This window comes from Actinomadura macra NBRC 14102, assembly GCF_001552215.1.
GTDB classification, from domain to species: domain Bacteria; phylum Actinomycetota; class Actinomycetes; order Streptosporangiales; family Streptosporangiaceae; genus Spirillospora; species Spirillospora macra.
In genome coordinates this window covers 96882-111137 of the sequence record NZ_BCQT01000010.1, presented here as the reverse complement: position 1 = coordinate 111137, position 14256 = coordinate 96882, and the positions used below count along the sequence as shown (strand labels likewise).

Here is a 14256-nt window from a genome sequence, read left to right as displayed (position 1 = left end):
CCGAGAAGAGATGTGGTGGTGGTTCGATCTACGAAGGAGCCCTGATGTCCGACGGAGATGGAACACCGCTGCAAATTCCTCCGGGATATGATCTGGACATCGCCCGAACCTGTTCCTTCGTCGTCAATGTAGCCTGCGACATGTGTGAACAATGGAAGGCCGACGGCAAGCCCAGTGCAGGCAGGTTCTCGTGGACCCCCTCGGACAGTTGCCCCATCACGAGCCCGGTGTTTCCGCTCGACGACTGGACGTTTCGAGGCCCCTTCTGGAGCAGTTTCATCCTCGATGACAGGCTGATCAGCGAACCCTTCGCGATATTCGCCTACGGGCCGGACAGTACGACTGTGTTTCTGGCCTTCCGTGGGTCCCAGACGGACGACGACTTCATCATGGACGGCAAGACGAAGCTGGTGCCCTACAGCCCGCCGACGAAATCACCTATCACCGACATCCAGGTGGAGCACGGCTTTCGCGACGTCTTCAATGGTCTCGACCACGGCACCTTCATGGGTGAATTGTCAATTATTGCTAACAGTGGAAAAAGGCTCATTGTCACCGGGCACAGCCTCGGTTCGGCCCTGGCGACCCTGACCGTACCGCTGGCACGTGCCGCCGCGATACCCAGTACGAAGATCTTGCATTGCAACCAGGCCAGCCCCAAGGTTGGAGCTTCGAAGTTCAAGGACTATTACGGCGACTTGGATGTCCAGACATTCCGGCTGGTGAACACTTACGACGAAGTGCCGAAGCTGCCGCCGTTCCCGTATGAGGCGGTCGGTGTCGAGGCCCCGTTCGGTGCCAAATACTCGTCCGAGGGGGAACGGCACAACCCCTGCTGTTCGTACTCCTACGCCTTGTTCAACCCCACCGCGCCCTACAACCCGGGAATCGATACCTGTATGGACCGGTCGAAGCCTGAGATGCGCATCCCGTAGCGACTTCGCTTCCTGGGTTCCACGTCAGGTGCCCGGCACTGCTTGACACGACGCATGACGGCCTCGGGACGGCCGGAAAGCCAATCCGAGCGGGACCGAGTATCCCGGCCGTCGTCGACGTCCTCGAAGCGCAGGCCGGCGCCCCGGGACTTGCAGTTCCTGGATCGCCATGGTGCGACCATCCCGTGGTAGAGCGCCGGAGGCATGCGCCTCCTCACGCTGATCGCAGAGTGTGGGCTATTCGAAGATCAGTGTCCTAGTAGGACGTTCGATGACCTATTGGCCTCCTAACGTTGTGGGTGTCAGGACGACGAGAGGGAGAACGCGATGTTGCGAGGACCTGCCACCACCAACTTCTGGGCGGACGACCTGGAGGCGGCCAAGCGCTGGTACACCGAGTTCCTGGGCATCGAGCCCTACTTCAACCGCGCCGGGCCGGACGGGCGGACCGCCTACTACGAGTTCCGCATCGGCGACGAGGAGCACGAACTCGGCCTGATCGACGGACGGTTCAGGGCGCCCGGCGCGGCGTCCGGCCCGGGCGGGGCCGTCATGCACTGGCATGTGGACGACCTCCAGGGAACCCTGGACAAGCTGTTGTCCATGGGCGCCGAGCAGTACCAGCCGCTCACCGAGCACGGAGAGGGGTTCGTCACCGCGTCCGTGGTCGATCCGTTCGGCAACGTCCTCGGCATCATGCACAACCGGCACTACCTGGAGGTGCGGGCCAAGTGATGCGCTTCGCGGACGCCGCCGAGTGGGAGTCGTGGCTGGCGGGACACCACGACGACGAGGGCGGAGTGTGGCTGAGGATCGCCAAGAAGGGCGCGGGCATCGGCTCGATCACGATCGGCCAGGCCCTGGACGTTGCGCTCTGCTATGGCTGGATCGACAGCCAGCGCAAGTCCTTGGACGAGCACAGCTACCTCCAGCGGTACTCGCGCCGGCGCAAGGGCAGCCCATGGTCGCGGGTGAACGTGGCGAAGGTGGAGGCGCTGACCGCCGCCGGGAGGATGCGGCCACCCGGCCTGGCCGAGGTGGCCGCGGCCCAGATGGACGGGCGGTGGGCCGCGGCCTACGCCGCCCAGCGCGATGCGACCGTCCCGTCCGACCTGGCCTCGGCCCTCGCGGCCGCCCCGGAGGCGGCCGCCCGCTTCGACGCGCTCGACAAGACCGGCCGGTACCTGCTGATCCTGCCGCTGCTCAAGGCCCGGACACCGGCCGGACGCGAGGCTCGCCTTCAGAAGGCGATCCGCGCGCTACGCGAAGACGACTGATCCGGGCCGACTCTCCTGATGTCTCCGCTCAGGAGGTCGTGGCCTCCTCCTCGGAACGGGATTCCTTACGGCGTTTGCGGAGGGAGCCGGCGTGCGCCCGCTCGTCCGGATGGGTGCGGACGCGGAGGAGGCTGGCGATCGTGGTGACCACCAGAATCAGCAGGATCACGCCCAGGGAGACGGGTGTCGGGATCTCAGGAATGGAGTTGCTGACGTCCTCGTGCAGGAACAGCAGGATGAGCTTTACGCCGATGAAGGCGAGGATCACCGAAAGGCCGATCGAAAGGTAGACGAGCCTTTCCAGTAGCCCCTCGATGAGGAAGAAGAGGGCGCGCAGCCCGAGCAGCGCGAACGCGTTGGCGGTGAACACGATGAACGCCTCCTCCGTCACCCCGAACACCGCCGGAATGGAGTCCAGGGCGAACAGCAGGTCGGTGCTCCCGATCGCGATGAACACCAGGAGAAGCGGCGTCATCACACGCTGGCCGTCCTCGTGGGCGAGCATCCGGCCGCCGTGGAAGTCCGAGCTGACCGGCAGGATCTTACGAGCCCGCCGGACGAGCCAGGTGTCCTCGACCTCGGGTTCCTCCTTGCGGTGCCGGATGAGCTGCACGGCCGTCCAGATCAGCACGAGCCCGAAGAACAGGAACGTGAAGGAGAACAGACTGATCGCCGCGGCGCCCACCACGATGAGGATCGTCCGCAACGCCAGCGCCGCCGCGATGCCGAACAGCAGCGCCTTCTGCTGGTACTGCTCCGGGACCCCGAAGCGCGAGAAGACGATGACGAACACGAACAGATTGTCGATGGACAGGCTCTTCTCGACGATCCATCCCGCGAAGTACTCCGTCCCCGCCGTCGACCCGCCGAGCCCCCACAACACCAACCCGAAAACGACCGCCACCGCGATGTAGAAGACCGACCAGAAGGTCGCCTCACCCAGCTTGACCGCGTGCGGCCGCCGCACGGCCACCAGCAGGTCGAAGACGAAGAGGACGACGATCAGCCCCACCGTCGCGACCCAGGCCCAGGCGGGTATGTCGACCATGCCGGCAGCTCCCCAGAGAACGGGACATCGGCCGACTCATTTCCGTTCTAGACCAGATCAACCCGAAACCGCTCGACGGGCCTCAGTACACGATGGCCTGAACGTCCTCGGTGGAGATCTCCTCCACGAAGGTCGGCGCACCGGCGATCCGGACCCCGGGCAGCACATCGTCCGGTCCGATCTCGCGCCGGGCCGCGCATTGCGTGCACAGGGTCACCTGTCCAGCTGAGAGGATCACCGAGAGTAGATCCTCCAGCGGTGTCGCGTGCGGGAGGGAGAAGTCCCCGGCGCGGCCGGGCAGGGAGAACCAGGCCGACTCACCGGTCAGCCACAGGGAGACGGGTACTCCGCTCGCCGCCGCGGCGGCGGCCACCGTGAAGGCTTGGTTGCACCGTTCCGGGGCGTCCGCCCCCGCGGTCACCTTGATCACCAGAGGTCTCGCCATACAGGGAACTCTAGCTGGGGCGGTACCATCCCGTGGCGTGAGCGGAATGGTGAACGCGGGTGTCCTGGTCCTCGTTCTCGGGTTGGTGGCGGTTTCCGCCGTCCTGCTCGTCATCCGGCTCGGACGGCTGAAGTAGCGGACCTGCCCCGAGCGCATCATTTTCTCTTCGCGCGGGACGGGCCCCACGCCGCTACGCTCGGTGCCCATGGAGCCTGAGCTGCACCCGGACCTTGAGCCTCTGAAGTTCCTGTTGGGCACGTGGGAGGGCGCCGGCGTCGGCGGCTATCCCACGATCGAGGACTTCAACTTCGGGCAGGAGATGTCCTTCACCCATATCGGAAAGCCCTTCCTGATCTACGCGAGCCGCACCTGGATGATCGAGAAGGACGGCACGCTCGGACGCCCCCTCGCCACCGAGACGGGCTACTGGAGGCCGCGTCCGGACCATCAGGTCGAGGTGACGCTGGCCCACCCGACCGGCATCGTCGAGATCTACCTCGGCAACGTCGCGTTCAACCGGGTCGAGTTGCAGACCGATGTCGTGGCCCGGACGGAGTCCGCCAAGGAGGTCACCGCCGGGACGCGCCTCTACGGCCTCATCGGCGAGGACCTGGGCTGGGCCTACGACATGGCGGCGGTGGGCCAGAAACTCCAGTCCCACCTATCAGCCCAACTCAAGCGCGTCGCCTGACCTGCGCGGTGTGAGGACGGGGTGAAGCTCGCACGTGGCGGAGCAAGCAGCGAGTACGGCGTGGAGTGAGCCGCGCGTGTAGCGAGTACGGCGTAAAGTGAGCCGCGCGTGTGGTGAGCCCGGCGTGGACCGAGGACGGCCTGGAGCGTCCGTCTCGCGGCGGGCCCGTTCCTGGAAAAGAGCGATCCCCGGACCTTCCCGCATGGGGCGGGGGATGGACAGGACGGGTCCATCGGTCCGGGGACCGGGTAACTGCCTGGGATTCGCCGGTCACCGTCGCGACCGGTTGCCGCCGCCGGGGGCGGCGGCGCCGAGGCGGAACGGCGACTAGCGGACAGCCACCTCGCGAGCCCTCGAATCAATCATTTCTTGGACCACCTCCTTTCGCGCGTATCCGCACGGTATGTGAGCTCCGCGGGACGAGGCAAGCGAGTTTTTGGCGATCTCATCCGGCATACACTCGGTGCATGGTCGAGTCGTGGCAGGAGGAGCTCCGGGCGAAGGGGTACCGGGTCACGCCGCAGCGTCAACTGGTGCTGGAGGCCGTCACCAACCTCGAACACGGGACTCCCGAAGAGATCTGTACCGAGGTGCAGCGCACAGCCCGCGGGGTGAACATCTCCACCGTCTACCGGACGCTGGAGTTGTTGGAGGAGTTGGGGCTGGTCAAGCATGCCCATCTCGGACATGGTCCACCCAACTACCATCTGGCCGCCGACGCCGAGCACATCCACCTCGTCTGCCGGGGCTGCCATACGGTCGAGGACGTGGATCCGCGTGCGGCGGCGGGGCTGGCCGGGGTGCTGGAGCGTGATTTCGGGTTCGAGACCGACGTGCACCACCTCACCGTCTACGGGCGGTGCGAGGACTGCCGCGGCGCATAGTCTGGGTTCTATGGAGAGCCCGCTGTTGCAGTCGCCCGGAGCCGTCCGTGCCGATGCGCCCGACCAGGAGGTCGCCGCGCACTATGGGGAACCTTCGCAAGAGCAGCGCGCGCTCGAAGCAGGTACCGCGTTCGTCGACCGCAGCAATCGCGGTGTCGTACGTGTCTCCGGGCCTGACCGGCTGAGCTGGCTGCACAGCCTGCTGAGCCAGCAGTTGGACGGATTGGCGCCGTTCGAGCCGACCGAGGCTCTCCTGCTCAGCCCGAACGGGCACATCGAGCATCACCTGTACTTGGTCGATGATGGTGAGGCCGTCTGGGCGCACGTGGAGCCGGGTACCTCCGCGTCGCTCGTGCAGTTCCTGGACCGGATGCGGTTCATGCTGCGGGTCGAGGTCGCCGACGTTTCCGCTGATTACGCCGTCATCACTGGGCCGCCCCAAGGCGAAGGTCTGGCGTGGCCTGACGTTTCCGGTACCGAGACCCGCATCGTTCCCCGCGCGGACGGTTTTCCGGAGGATCTTCGTCCCGCCGGTATCTGGGCCTACGAGGCTCTGCGTATCGCGGCGTACCGTCCCCGAGCTGGGCTCGATACTGACCATCGGACGATTCCCCACGAAGTCGGCGTGGTCGAGACCGCCGTGCACCTGAACAAGGGCTGTTATCGGGGGCAGGAAACCGTGGCGCGCGTCCACAACCTGGGCAGACCGCCGCGCCGGCTCGTCTTCCTGCACCTGGACGGCAGCGTGGACCGGCTGCCCGGCCAGGGCGACCAGGTCGAGATCCGCGGGGGCCGGACGGTCGGCGTCGTCGGCTCGTCCGCCAGGCATCACGAGCTGGGGCCGATCGCCCTGGCGCTCGTCAAGCGGAACGTGCCGGTGGACGCTGAGCTACTCGCGTCCGGCATAGCGGCCGCCCAGGAGATCGTGGTGTCGCCGGACACGGGCGCGAACGCCCAGATCACCCTGCGTCGACGTCCGGCAGGTCACGCCCGGCCGTAGGGTGCCGCTGGGATGGCTGCTTCGGGTGGAGACGGGGCAAACCAGGGGTAAAAGCGCGACCAGGGGGGCAATATCGTCAGGTATAGACGAATTCTGCCCGGCCACCGTCCGGGGAAGGTGGTTTCCTACGATGGTCGCGAATCTGGGCAAGGCGGAGCCACCGGCCGCCAGGCGGGGGACCCGGCGCCGCCGACGGCGGGAGTCGGCGCTGGTGTGGTGGGCGGTCTTCGCGGCCTTCGGCGTGGCCGCCTGGATGCTGAATTCGTGGCGGATCGCCCTGCTCGGCCTGGTGGCGTGGTGCCTGTACCAGTTTCTTCTTGTTCCCACGTTCTGTCGGGTCATGACGCGTCAGGGGTATTCGTGCACGGAACGTGCCAGGGGCAGGCTGTTCGCCTGCAAGCCGAGCCACCAGCACGTGAAGGTCGACGCGATATGGCGGCTCGTCGGTCTCCGTAACCCGCTCCGGGCGAAGGCCAAGGAAGCGCACCGCGACACCGGCGTCGTGGTCTTCTCGCCGGCCGTCCGGGGGCGGCTCGCGCTCGCCGACCGCGTCCTCATCCTGCTGGCCGCCGCCGGGACTGTCGTCGCCGTGATCGGGACGGTCTACGGCTTTGCGTGACTCACATGTCCACGACGAGGGTGATCGGACCGTCGTTGATCAGTGAGACCTTCATGTCGGCCCCGAACATCCCGGTCTCGACCTTGGCACCCAGCGCCCGCAGCTCGGCCACGACCGCGTCCACCAGGGGCTCGGCGACCGGGCCCGGAGCGGCGGCCGTCCACGTCGGTCTGCGGCCCTTTCGCGTGTCTCCATAGAGTGTGAACTGGCTCACCACAAGCAGGGGCGCGTTCACGTCCGAGCAGGACTTCTCGCCGTCCAGGATGCGCAACCCCCATAGCTTCGCGGCCATCCTGCGGGCCTTTCCCGGATCGTCGTCGTGTGTCACGCCGACCAGGACCATCAGGCCCGGTCCGTCTATCTCCCCAACGACACGTTCCTCGACGGACACGCTCGCCTGACTCACGCGCTGGACTACGGCCCTCATGACCATGCATTCTGCCCCCTATGGGAGCAACGACGCTCATCACGGTGGCGCCCACGGGTGCGGAGTCCGCCAAGGCGGATGTCCCGGCCCTGCCCGTCACCTTGGATGAACTGGTCCAGACGGCCAAGGAGTGCGAGGCGGCCGGGGCAGCCGTCATTCACGTGCACATCCGCGACGACGACGCGCAGCCGACGCTCGATCTGTCCCTGCTGGGGGACACGGTGCAGGCGCTGCGGGAGGCCACGGGGCTGATCGTCCAACTGTCCACGGGGGGTGCGGTCACCGACCCTTACGCGGACCGTCTCCGCGTTCTGGACGCCGAACCCGACATGTGCTCGCTGACCTGCGGGACGGTCAACTTCGGCGACGACGTGTTCATGAATCCCTGGCCGTTCATGGTGGAGCTGTACAAACGCACCCAGGACATGCAGGTCGTCCCAGAGTTCGAGCTCTTCGACCTGGGACAGGTGGCGGCGCTGCACCGTCTCTTGGACAAGCACGGCCCGCCCTATGGCGACCACGTCCACTGCGACCTGGTGATGGGCGTCCCGGGGGGGATGCCGGGAGACGCCCGCACGCTGGTCGCCGCCGTCGAGGCACTGCCGGACGGCGCGACCTGGTCCGCCACAGGTGTGGGGCGGACCAGCCTGCCCGTCATGTTCGCCGCGCTGTCGGCGGGTGGGCACCTGCGGGTCGGCATGGAGGACACACTCACGTTCGCGAAGGGCCGTCCGGTGACCGCGAACGTCCAACTCGTCGAACGTGCCGCCATGGCGTCCCACCTGGTGCAACGCCCGCCCATGACCCCCGCGGCGGCGAGGGCCCTGCTGGGCGTCAAGGGTCGCTGAGAGGCGGCTTGTCCACAGAACGTCGTTCGGGTTCACTTCTGTGGGCGGGTACCTGACCATGGACGGAGGGAACGAACCGAGGGGGCGACGATGGACGGAAATCCGGTACTGGTCGAGGTAGAGCGCTCGGGATTCGTGGAGTCCCGGCATCGCGGGGCCGCGATCGGGCTCGCGGCCGACGGCTCGGTGGCCGTCCGTGCCGGGACCCCGGAGGCGCCGATCTTTCCGAGATCGGCGAACAAGCCGATGCAGGCCGTCGCCATGCTCCGCTCGGGTCTCGACCTGGGCGGCGAGCTCCTCGCACTCGCGGCCGGCAGCCACTCGGGTGAGGACTTCCACGTCGAAGGGGTGGAGAAGATTCTCGCCGGTGCCGGGCTCGGTGCCGCCGATCTGCGGTGCCCCGAGCAGTGGCCGCTCGACCTCGAAGTCGCGCGGACCGGCGGCGGCAAGTCCCGGCTGCGCATGAACTGCTCCGGCAAGCACGCCGCCATGCTCGCCACCTGCGTGGCGTCCGGCTGGCCCACCGAGACCTACCTCGACCCGAACCACCCTCTGCAACTTGCCGTCCGCAAGACCGTGGAGGACTTCTGTGGCGAGCGCCCCGTCGCGGTCGGTGTCGACGGCTGCGGCGCACCCCTGTTCGCGGTGTCCATCGCTGGAGTCGCACGCGCGTTCCGGGCTCTCGTCCTGGCCGCGCCCGGCACTCACGAACGCCGCATCTCCGACGCCATGCGCGCTCACCCGCAGTGGACGTCCGGCACCCGCCGTGAGGAACGCCGCCTGATGGACGCCGTCCCCGGCCTCCTCGTCAAGTGCGGCGCCGAGGGCGTGGACGCCTTCGCCTACAGCGACGGCCGCGCGGGTGCGGTCAAGATCGACGATGGTGCCATGCGGGCCCGCACCCCGGTCACGGTGGCTTTGCTGCGCTCTCTGGCCCTCCACGAGGCCGAGGGGGTCGACACCACGGCCCTGGACGAGCTCTCCACGATCCCCCTCCATGGCGGCGATGCGACGGTGGGAACCGTCCGTCCGGCCCGCGGCGCATTCGGCTCACTCAGCCCACCCGTGTGATGAGAGCCGCCCGCTCGTCCGGACCGGCGGACTAGGGGACGTTGTCGTTGTACTTCGTCTCGCCCGGCGGGTAGCTGTGGGAGTAGATCCCCGGTGTGTAGACGTAGTAGCCGCCCTGCTCGCCACCCCGGTGGTTGTCCTGGTCGTTGCGGCGGTCGGGGTTCACCTTCCTGGACGAGGCTTCGACGGTCAGAGCCAGCCAGCTCAGCAGTGCCACGGTGGCCAGCACCGGGATGAGCCACGCCCAGACCAGCGCGCCCCGAGGGGCGGTATTGGCCAGGTCCGACGAGCCGGCCAGGACGGTCGCGAGCATACGGTCCACCTCCTCACCCGATACGTGCCCATTTCCTGGGGTGATATGGGGAGGTGAGGTGCTATTCGTCCGGCATCATCTCGATGCGTAGGGTTCCGAGGGGGTGGCTTGGACGTTCCTTGACCTCAGTTGAGTGCGGGCGAGACGTCCGCGGTTGCGGGGGGCGGGCGCGAGCCGATGGAGCGGTTCCGTCCGGCGGCGGCACCGGGCACGGTCATGAACGCGGCGACCGCGAGGACGCCCGCCATCGGAACGCTCCACCCTCCGGTGGCGTCGTGCAACGCACCTATCGCCAGGGGGCCGAGCGCCGCGATGACATAGCCGATGCCCTGCGCCATCCCGGACAGTTGCGCCGCGACCTGCGCATCGTGCGCCCGCAGGCCGATGAACGAGAGGGCGGTGGCGAACCCGAGGCCCTGACCGAGGCCGAGAACGACCGTCCAGCCCCAGACGGTGCCGATCGGCGCCCACGTGATCCCGGCGAAGCCCACCATGCTCAGCGCCGCCGTCGCGACCACGAGGGGGCGCTGGTCGCGGGTCCGCCGTCCGATCACCGGGACGGCCAGCGATCCGAGCGCCTGCGTCGCGGCGGACAGCGCCAGGGCGTAACCGGCGGGCGCCTCGCCCATGCCGCGGTCCTGGCAGATGGTCGGGAGCCAGCCGAGCACCACGTACGCCAGCAGCGATTGGAGGCCCATGAAGAGCGTGACCTGCCAGGCGAGGCCCGAGCGCCACACCAAGGCGGCGACGCCACGCGCCGCGGGGACGGACGGGGTGGAGCGCGCGTCGCGGGCGGCCCGCAGTGCCCGCGGCAGCCAGATGGCGCCCGCGATCGTCGCGGGGATCGCCAGCAACCCGAGCGGCAGCCGCCACGACGCGTCGAAGGCGTCCTCGACGGGGACGGCCAGCCCGGACGCGAGGCACGCGCCGACCGTGACGGCCACCGTGTAAACGGCGGTGACCGTGGTGATCGAGCCAGGATGATCCCGCTTGATGATCGCCGGCATCGCGATGTTGCCGATGCTGATCGCGATCCCGGCGACCAGCGATCCGGCGAACAGCGGGAACGGCGCGTCCACCAGCCGCAGGAGCAGACCTGCCACGAGCAGCGCCATCGCGGTCACCAGCAGCGTCTCGCTGCGTGGCGCGCGGCGTAGGAAGGGGGCGAGCAATCCGTAGGAGCCGAAGAAGACCAGGGGGAGTGTGGTGAGCGCGCCCGCCGTCGTCCCGGACAGCTGAAAGCCCTCGCGGATCTCTGTCAGCACCGGCCCCACCGCGGCCAGGGCCGGCCGTAGGTTGACCGCGACGACGACGATCAGCGTGATCTGTCCGAGTGCCGCGCGCCGCGCCGTCCGTGACGTGTCATGACCCTCTTCCGGACGGACCCGCGTCACCGCTCTTCCTCTTCACCGTCGCGCGCCGCATCGGGATCGTCGGCCACCCTGATCGGCCGTTCGGTCCTGGCCGGGCGCGTGGATGCTCCGGTGGCAGCTCGCTGGCGCTGACCGTCGTGAACGGGACGGTCGGTGGGGTCGTGGGCTACGAGGGTCTCCAGGATTGCCAGGGTGGGTTCGACCACGGCGGCGGCCGCCTCACCTGCGGCGATGGGGTCGCTCGCTGCGATGGCGTCCAGGACGGCTCGGTGCGCCGCCGGTCCGGCCTCGGGGACCTCATGGTCGAGGCGGATCGTCCTCATCGACTCGTGCAGCCTGTGGATGAAGAAGCGCATCGCCTCGATGAGGACGGGGTTCCGCGTGGCCTCGGCGACACCGAGATGAAAGCGCGCGTCGGCGGCGCCGAACTCGTCCGCCTCGGTCGCCTCGTCACGGGCGCGCAGCAGTTCCTCCAGGCGTGCCAGGTCGGCGTCGGTCCGGCGGCGGGCGGCCAGGCGCGCCGCCTGGACGTCGTAGGCGAGCTGGACCTCGAAGACGTCCCGAGCGGTCGCGCGGGCGACGCGGCCGAGCAGGGGGCGCGGGTTGGCGCTGCTGCGCACGTAAGTGCCGTCGCCGCGCCGCACCTCCAGGACGCCGACATGCGACAGCGCCCGGATGGCCTCCCGGACGGCCGGACGGCTCACACCGAGCTGCGCGGCCAGTTCCAGTTCGGCGGGGATGCGTTCGCCGACCGGCCATGAACCGCCGCTGACCTCGGCCTGGAGCTGCTCCAGGACGGCATCCACGGTCGATCCGCCGGGAACGGGACGAAGAACCACCGCAAACCTCCCAGTAAGACGTCAGACATCTTACTGGAAGGGATCAAGAGTCTGTGCACCCGAGGGATGCAAGAGCCTGTGCCCATCCGGAGACGGCGGACCCGCGGTGGTCGACCGGGAGGGGTCTCGGCCGGCCACCGCGGGCTCGAACAACGCCTGCCAGGCCGGCGGGTGCGGGGATGCGGGGTGCAGCCGAACCGGCAAGCGTCGTGTTCAGGCGCCGCTGTGGCGACGTAGCAGGTGGTGACGTTTTGAGGAGCGGGACGGGGTCTGGCGAGGCGGCTTCTCACGGCGCGCGGTGCCCAGGGCGGTGCCCAGCGCGGCGGCCTCGCGCCGTTCGGCCTCCCGCGCCGCCTCTCGTTCCGCCGCGGTAGGGGCGGCGTCGCGGCGATTGCGCTGGGACGGGCTGCCCTCGATGATCCCGCCGGTCACCGCGCCGCGGTGAGGGAGCCCTGCGTCCGTCCCGTGGGGGCGCCGGAACTTGCGCGACGCGGTCAGGGTGAGGGCCAGACAGAGAGTGAGTGCCAGGAACACGACGATCGGCCCGATGATCCACAGGTACGGGTCCCCGACCATGTTCGTGTCGGCGAGCATGTGACGACACCTCCTCGCCACGAGGCCCTACCCGAGGTCAGGATTTCAATCCTGGCCTCGGGCGGCGAACCGTCACATACCGCGCGACTGGGAGATGGAACCGGACGTGGTCAGCGTGAACGTCCGCATGGATTCGGCGAACTTCGACAGATCCCATTCGGCGGGGCCCTCGTACCAGTACAGGTTGTCGGCACCCTGCTGCCCCGCGTCCTTCACGGTCTCGGACCATTTCGCGACGACGTCGAAGACGACCGCGTACGGGAGGAAACGGGAGTAGAGGGCGATGCGCTGACGGGTAGCGTCCCCCTCGGGGAGGGCGCCGCGTTCCAGGAAGGCGCGGAAGCCGATGGTGTGCGCGAGGACGGTGGCGCCGCGGGCGGTCTTCGCGGGCATGTACTGGCCACCGTAGGCGAGGGCGGCGCCCGCGATGATCACGGCGAGACCGGCGAGGGCCCATTCGGTGGTCAGCGCGAGGGCGACGGTACCGGCGATGCCGAGGACGGTCAGCGCGATCCCGGCGATCGTCCACCGGGACCGGACGGTGTCGGGACGCCGCGCGAACCAGCCCTGCTTCACCACGTCGTCGTACATCGCCGACCGCACCTGGGCGAGCCGCGTGGCGAACGTGCCGCCGAGCGCGGACAGTTTGACGGCGTCGCGAGCGCTGCCATCGGGGTTGCTCAGCAGCGCGTCCAGCAGGATCCGCTCGTAGGGGAGGAGATCGACCACGGGACGGTCGAGGCGGCGCAGCGTCCAGTCGAGGCGTCCGGTGACGGCACGGTCCTCCTCCTCGATCAGCAGGTAGCCGCGTACGGCGAGGTCGACGATCGTGGCGGTCACGTCGATCACGTCGGCCTGCTCGTCGATCAGCGTCCCGATCTGGCCGGGGCGGACGCCGTCCGGCGGCTCGAACTCGCTGCCCGACACTGGCGCGTGGTCACCCTCGGCGGCCTTCTTGCCGACGACGCGGGCGTCGCGTCCGCGCAGCAGGTAGAGGGCGGCGAGCCCGCCGCCGAGCAGGACCAGGAGGCCGAGCAGGGCCGTGCTCGTGACGGCGTTCACCGAGAAGGCGGTCGCGACGTTGCGCCGCCGTTCGTAGAGGGCCTTGCCGCCGGTCGTCCCGGGCGGGAAGCCGGCGACGACGGTGAGGTACTCGCCGGACAGCATCTGCTGCTGGCTGTAGATGCCTTGGGTGTGCGTGTGGTTCGTGTAGAACTGCGTGCATCCGATGGTGCTCTGCAACGGTCCCGCGAAGCAGTTGACGTTGCGGATCGCCGCGCCTCCGCTGACGGTCGCGCGCGCCTCGGTCACCGGCACGCTCCAGCCGCCGACCGCGGGCCAGCGCAGTTCCTCCAGCGCCCCGAACCGTGCGACGGCGCCGCGCACTTCGTACTCCAGGACGATCGTCCTGGTGCCGGTGAGGTTCTGGCCGCCGGTGACCCGGACGATGGTCTTGGTGCCCTCGCCGGACGAGGTGACCTTCGTCGGCCCGCCGTCGGGGCTGCTCGCCCGCAGGTGATCGAGCTTGTAGACGCGGTCCTCGGTGACGCTGTCGTGTGTCCGCGTGACGAACGCCCGCTTGAACCCCTTGTTCCCGGCGAACTGGTAGACGATCGTCTCTTTTACGCGCGTCACGCCGCCCTGGCCTGTGGTGAGGGTCACGTCGTCCTTGAGGACCCGCTCCGTCGCGGCCATGCTCTGCGCTGCCGGGTCCTCCGCTGCCGGTGCCGCGCGCCCGCCGGGCGCGGTCGGGGCCCCGTCCGCCGCCGCGGTGCTCGCCGTCAGGGGGAGGAAGGCGGCGGTGGCGAAGGCCAAGGCCACCGGTCGCAAGCGACACAACGCCGCAAGAGCAGACATGGGCGCAAATGGTATCGGGAATGCGTGCGATGATT

Annotated in this window: 17 protein-coding genes; 9 read left to right on the top strand and 8 right to left on the bottom strand. The window is 68.7% G+C overall.

Annotated features, from left to right (window positions below):
- Positions 1-44 precede the first annotated feature (44 nt).
- The 3 genes from AMA02S_RS17260 to AMA02S_RS17250 all read left to right on the top strand — a co-directional run bounded on the left by AMA02S_RS17260 (position 45) and on the right by AMA02S_RS17250 (position 2212).
- Complete coding sequence (locus AMA02S_RS17260; protein WP_084265249.1) at positions 45-935, top strand: lipase family protein; 891 nt, start codon at positions 45-47, stop codon at positions 933-935.
- 327 nt (positions 936-1262) lie between these two features.
- Positions 1263-1670 carry a VOC family protein gene (locus AMA02S_RS17255; RefSeq protein WP_067459458.1) on the top strand — a complete coding sequence of 136 codons (408 nt, stop codon included), beginning with the start codon at positions 1263-1265 and terminating at the stop codon, positions 1668-1670.
- On the top strand, positions 1670-2212 hold the full coding sequence (locus AMA02S_RS17250; RefSeq protein WP_067459455.1) for a YdeI/OmpD-associated family protein: 543 nt from the start codon (positions 1670-1672) through the stop codon (positions 2210-2212). Before AMA02S_RS17255 ends, AMA02S_RS17250 begins: the two co-directional genes overlap by 1 nt.
- 28 nt (positions 2213-2240) lie before the next feature.
- Here AMA02S_RS17250 and AMA02S_RS17245 read toward each other — a convergent pair whose 3' ends face one another.
- Together AMA02S_RS17245 and AMA02S_RS17240 are read right to left on the bottom strand one after the other, a co-directional pair.
- A complete protein-coding gene (locus AMA02S_RS17245) occupies positions 2241-3260 on the bottom strand; it encodes a TerC family protein (RefSeq protein ID WP_067459452.1) in 1020 nt (339 codons plus the stop codon).
- A gap of 82 nt (positions 3261-3342) precedes the next feature.
- Complete coding sequence (locus AMA02S_RS17240; RefSeq protein WP_067459447.1) at positions 3343-3705, bottom strand: DsrE family protein; 363 nt, start codon at positions 3703-3705, stop codon at positions 3343-3345.
- Between the two features lie 205 nt (positions 3706-3910).
- Here AMA02S_RS17240 and AMA02S_RS17235 point away from each other — a divergent pair, with 205 nt between their 5' ends.
- From AMA02S_RS17235 to AMA02S_RS17220, 4 genes are all read left to right on the top strand, one after another.
- On the top strand, positions 3911-4396 hold the full coding sequence (locus AMA02S_RS17235; protein ID WP_067459444.1) for a heme-binding beta-barrel domain-containing protein: 486 nt from the start codon (positions 3911-3913) through the stop codon (positions 4394-4396).
- A 467-nt stretch (positions 4397-4863) separates the two neighbouring features.
- Positions 4864-5280, top strand: coding sequence for a Fur family transcriptional regulator (locus AMA02S_RS17230; RefSeq protein ID WP_067459442.1), 417 nt, complete (start codon positions 4864-4866; stop codon positions 5278-5280).
- 10 nt (positions 5281-5290) lie between these two features.
- A complete protein-coding gene (gene ygfZ / locus AMA02S_RS17225; RefSeq protein ID WP_067459437.1) occupies positions 5291-6280 on the top strand; it encodes a CAF17-like 4Fe-4S cluster assembly/insertion protein YgfZ in 990 nt (329 codons plus the stop codon).
- A gap of 130 nt (positions 6281-6410) precedes the next feature.
- Positions 6411-6899, top strand: coding sequence for a hypothetical protein (locus tag AMA02S_RS17220; protein ID WP_067459436.1), 489 nt, complete (start codon positions 6411-6413; stop codon positions 6897-6899).
- Position 6900: 1 nt separating this feature from the next.
- Here AMA02S_RS17220 and dtd read toward each other — a convergent pair whose 3' ends face one another.
- Positions 6901-7326 (bottom strand): D-aminoacyl-tRNA deacylase, encoded by a 426-nt coding sequence (dtd, locus tag AMA02S_RS17215; protein WP_067460801.1) that lies wholly within the window; start codon positions 7324-7326, stop codon positions 6901-6903.
- Between the two features lie 20 nt (positions 7327-7346).
- Here dtd and AMA02S_RS17210 point away from each other — a divergent pair, with 20 nt between their 5' ends.
- Together AMA02S_RS17210 and AMA02S_RS17205 are read left to right on the top strand one after the other, a co-directional pair.
- The gene (locus AMA02S_RS17210) at positions 7347-8174 is read left to right on the top strand and encodes a beta-keto acid cleavage family enzyme (RefSeq protein WP_067459433.1); all 828 of its coding nucleotides are present in this window, start codon (positions 7347-7349) and stop codon (positions 8172-8174) included.
- 90 nt (positions 8175-8264) lie between these two features.
- Positions 8265-9245 (top strand): asparaginase, encoded by a 981-nt coding sequence (locus tag AMA02S_RS17205; protein WP_067459430.1) that lies wholly within the window; start codon positions 8265-8267, stop codon positions 9243-9245.
- A gap of 31 nt (positions 9246-9276) precedes the next feature.
- Here the strand turns inward: AMA02S_RS17205 and AMA02S_RS17200 are convergent, their stop codons facing one another.
- The 5 genes from AMA02S_RS17200 to AMA02S_RS17180 form a co-directional block, all read right to left on the bottom strand.
- On the bottom strand, positions 9277-9558 hold the full coding sequence (locus AMA02S_RS17200; RefSeq protein ID WP_067459427.1) for a hypothetical protein: 282 nt from the start codon (positions 9556-9558) through the stop codon (positions 9277-9279).
- A 125-nt stretch (positions 9559-9683) separates the two neighbouring features.
- Positions 9684-10952 carry a CynX/NimT family MFS transporter gene (locus AMA02S_RS17195; RefSeq protein WP_245667611.1) on the bottom strand — a complete coding sequence of 423 codons (1269 nt, stop codon included), beginning with the start codon at positions 10950-10952 and terminating at the stop codon, positions 9684-9686.
- Positions 10949-11770: a FadR/GntR family transcriptional regulator gene (locus AMA02S_RS17190; RefSeq protein ID WP_218005003.1), complete on the bottom strand. Its 822-nt coding sequence runs from the start codon at positions 11768-11770 to the stop codon at positions 10949-10951. Before AMA02S_RS17190 ends, AMA02S_RS17195 begins: the two co-directional genes overlap by 4 nt.
- 213 nt (positions 11771-11983) lie before the next feature.
- Positions 11984-12364 carry a hypothetical protein gene (locus AMA02S_RS17185; protein WP_067459421.1) on the bottom strand — a complete coding sequence of 127 codons (381 nt, stop codon included), beginning with the start codon at positions 12362-12364 and terminating at the stop codon, positions 11984-11986.
- Positions 12365-12436: 72 nt separating this feature from the next.
- Positions 12437-14185 carry a DUF2207 domain-containing protein gene (locus tag AMA02S_RS17180; RefSeq protein WP_245667609.1) on the bottom strand — a complete coding sequence of 583 codons (1749 nt, stop codon included), beginning with the start codon at positions 14183-14185 and terminating at the stop codon, positions 12437-12439.
- Positions 14186-14256 lie beyond the last annotated feature (71 nt).

Coding starts and splice junctions, on each gene's coding strand:
- AMA02S_RS17230 (WP_067459442.1), top strand. CDS start 4,864: ATGGTCGAGTCGTGGCAGGAGGAGCTCCGGGCGAAGGGGTACCGGGTC.
- AMA02S_RS17200 (WP_067459427.1), bottom strand. CDS start 9,558: ATGCTCGCGACCGTCCTGGCCGGCTCGTCGGACCTGGCCAATACCGCC.
- AMA02S_RS17235 (WP_067459444.1), top strand. CDS start 3,911: ATGGAGCCTGAGCTGCACCCGGACCTTGAGCCTCTGAAGTTCCTGTTG.
- ygfZ (WP_067459437.1), top strand. CDS start 5,291: ATGGAGAGCCCGCTGTTGCAGTCGCCCGGAGCCGTCCGTGCCGATGCG.
- AMA02S_RS17245 (WP_067459452.1), bottom strand. CDS start 3,260: ATGGTCGACATACCCGCCTGGGCCTGGGTCGCGACGGTGGGGCTGATC.
- AMA02S_RS17210 (WP_067459433.1), top strand. CDS start 7,347: ATGGGAGCAACGACGCTCATCACGGTGGCGCCCACGGGTGCGGAGTCC.
- AMA02S_RS17260 (WP_084265249.1), top strand. CDS start 45: ATGTCCGACGGAGATGGAACACCGCTGCAAATTCCTCCGGGATATGAT.
- dtd (WP_067460801.1), bottom strand. CDS start 7,326: ATGAGGGCCGTAGTCCAGCGCGTGAGTCAGGCGAGCGTGTCCGTCGAG.
- AMA02S_RS17255 (WP_067459458.1), top strand. CDS start 1,263: ATGTTGCGAGGACCTGCCACCACCAACTTCTGGGCGGACGACCTGGAG.
- AMA02S_RS17240 (WP_067459447.1), bottom strand. CDS start 3,705: ATGGCGAGACCTCTGGTGATCAAGGTGACCGCGGGGGCGGACGCCCCG.
- AMA02S_RS17185 (WP_067459421.1), bottom strand. CDS start 12,364: ATGCTCGCCGACACGAACATGGTCGGGGACCCGTACCTGTGGATCATC.
- AMA02S_RS17250 (WP_067459455.1), top strand. CDS start 1,670: ATGCGCTTCGCGGACGCCGCCGAGTGGGAGTCGTGGCTGGCGGGACAC.
- AMA02S_RS17205 (WP_067459430.1), top strand. CDS start 8,265: ATGGACGGAAATCCGGTACTGGTCGAGGTAGAGCGCTCGGGATTCGTG.
- AMA02S_RS17220 (WP_067459436.1), top strand. CDS start 6,411: ATGGTCGCGAATCTGGGCAAGGCGGAGCCACCGGCCGCCAGGCGGGGG.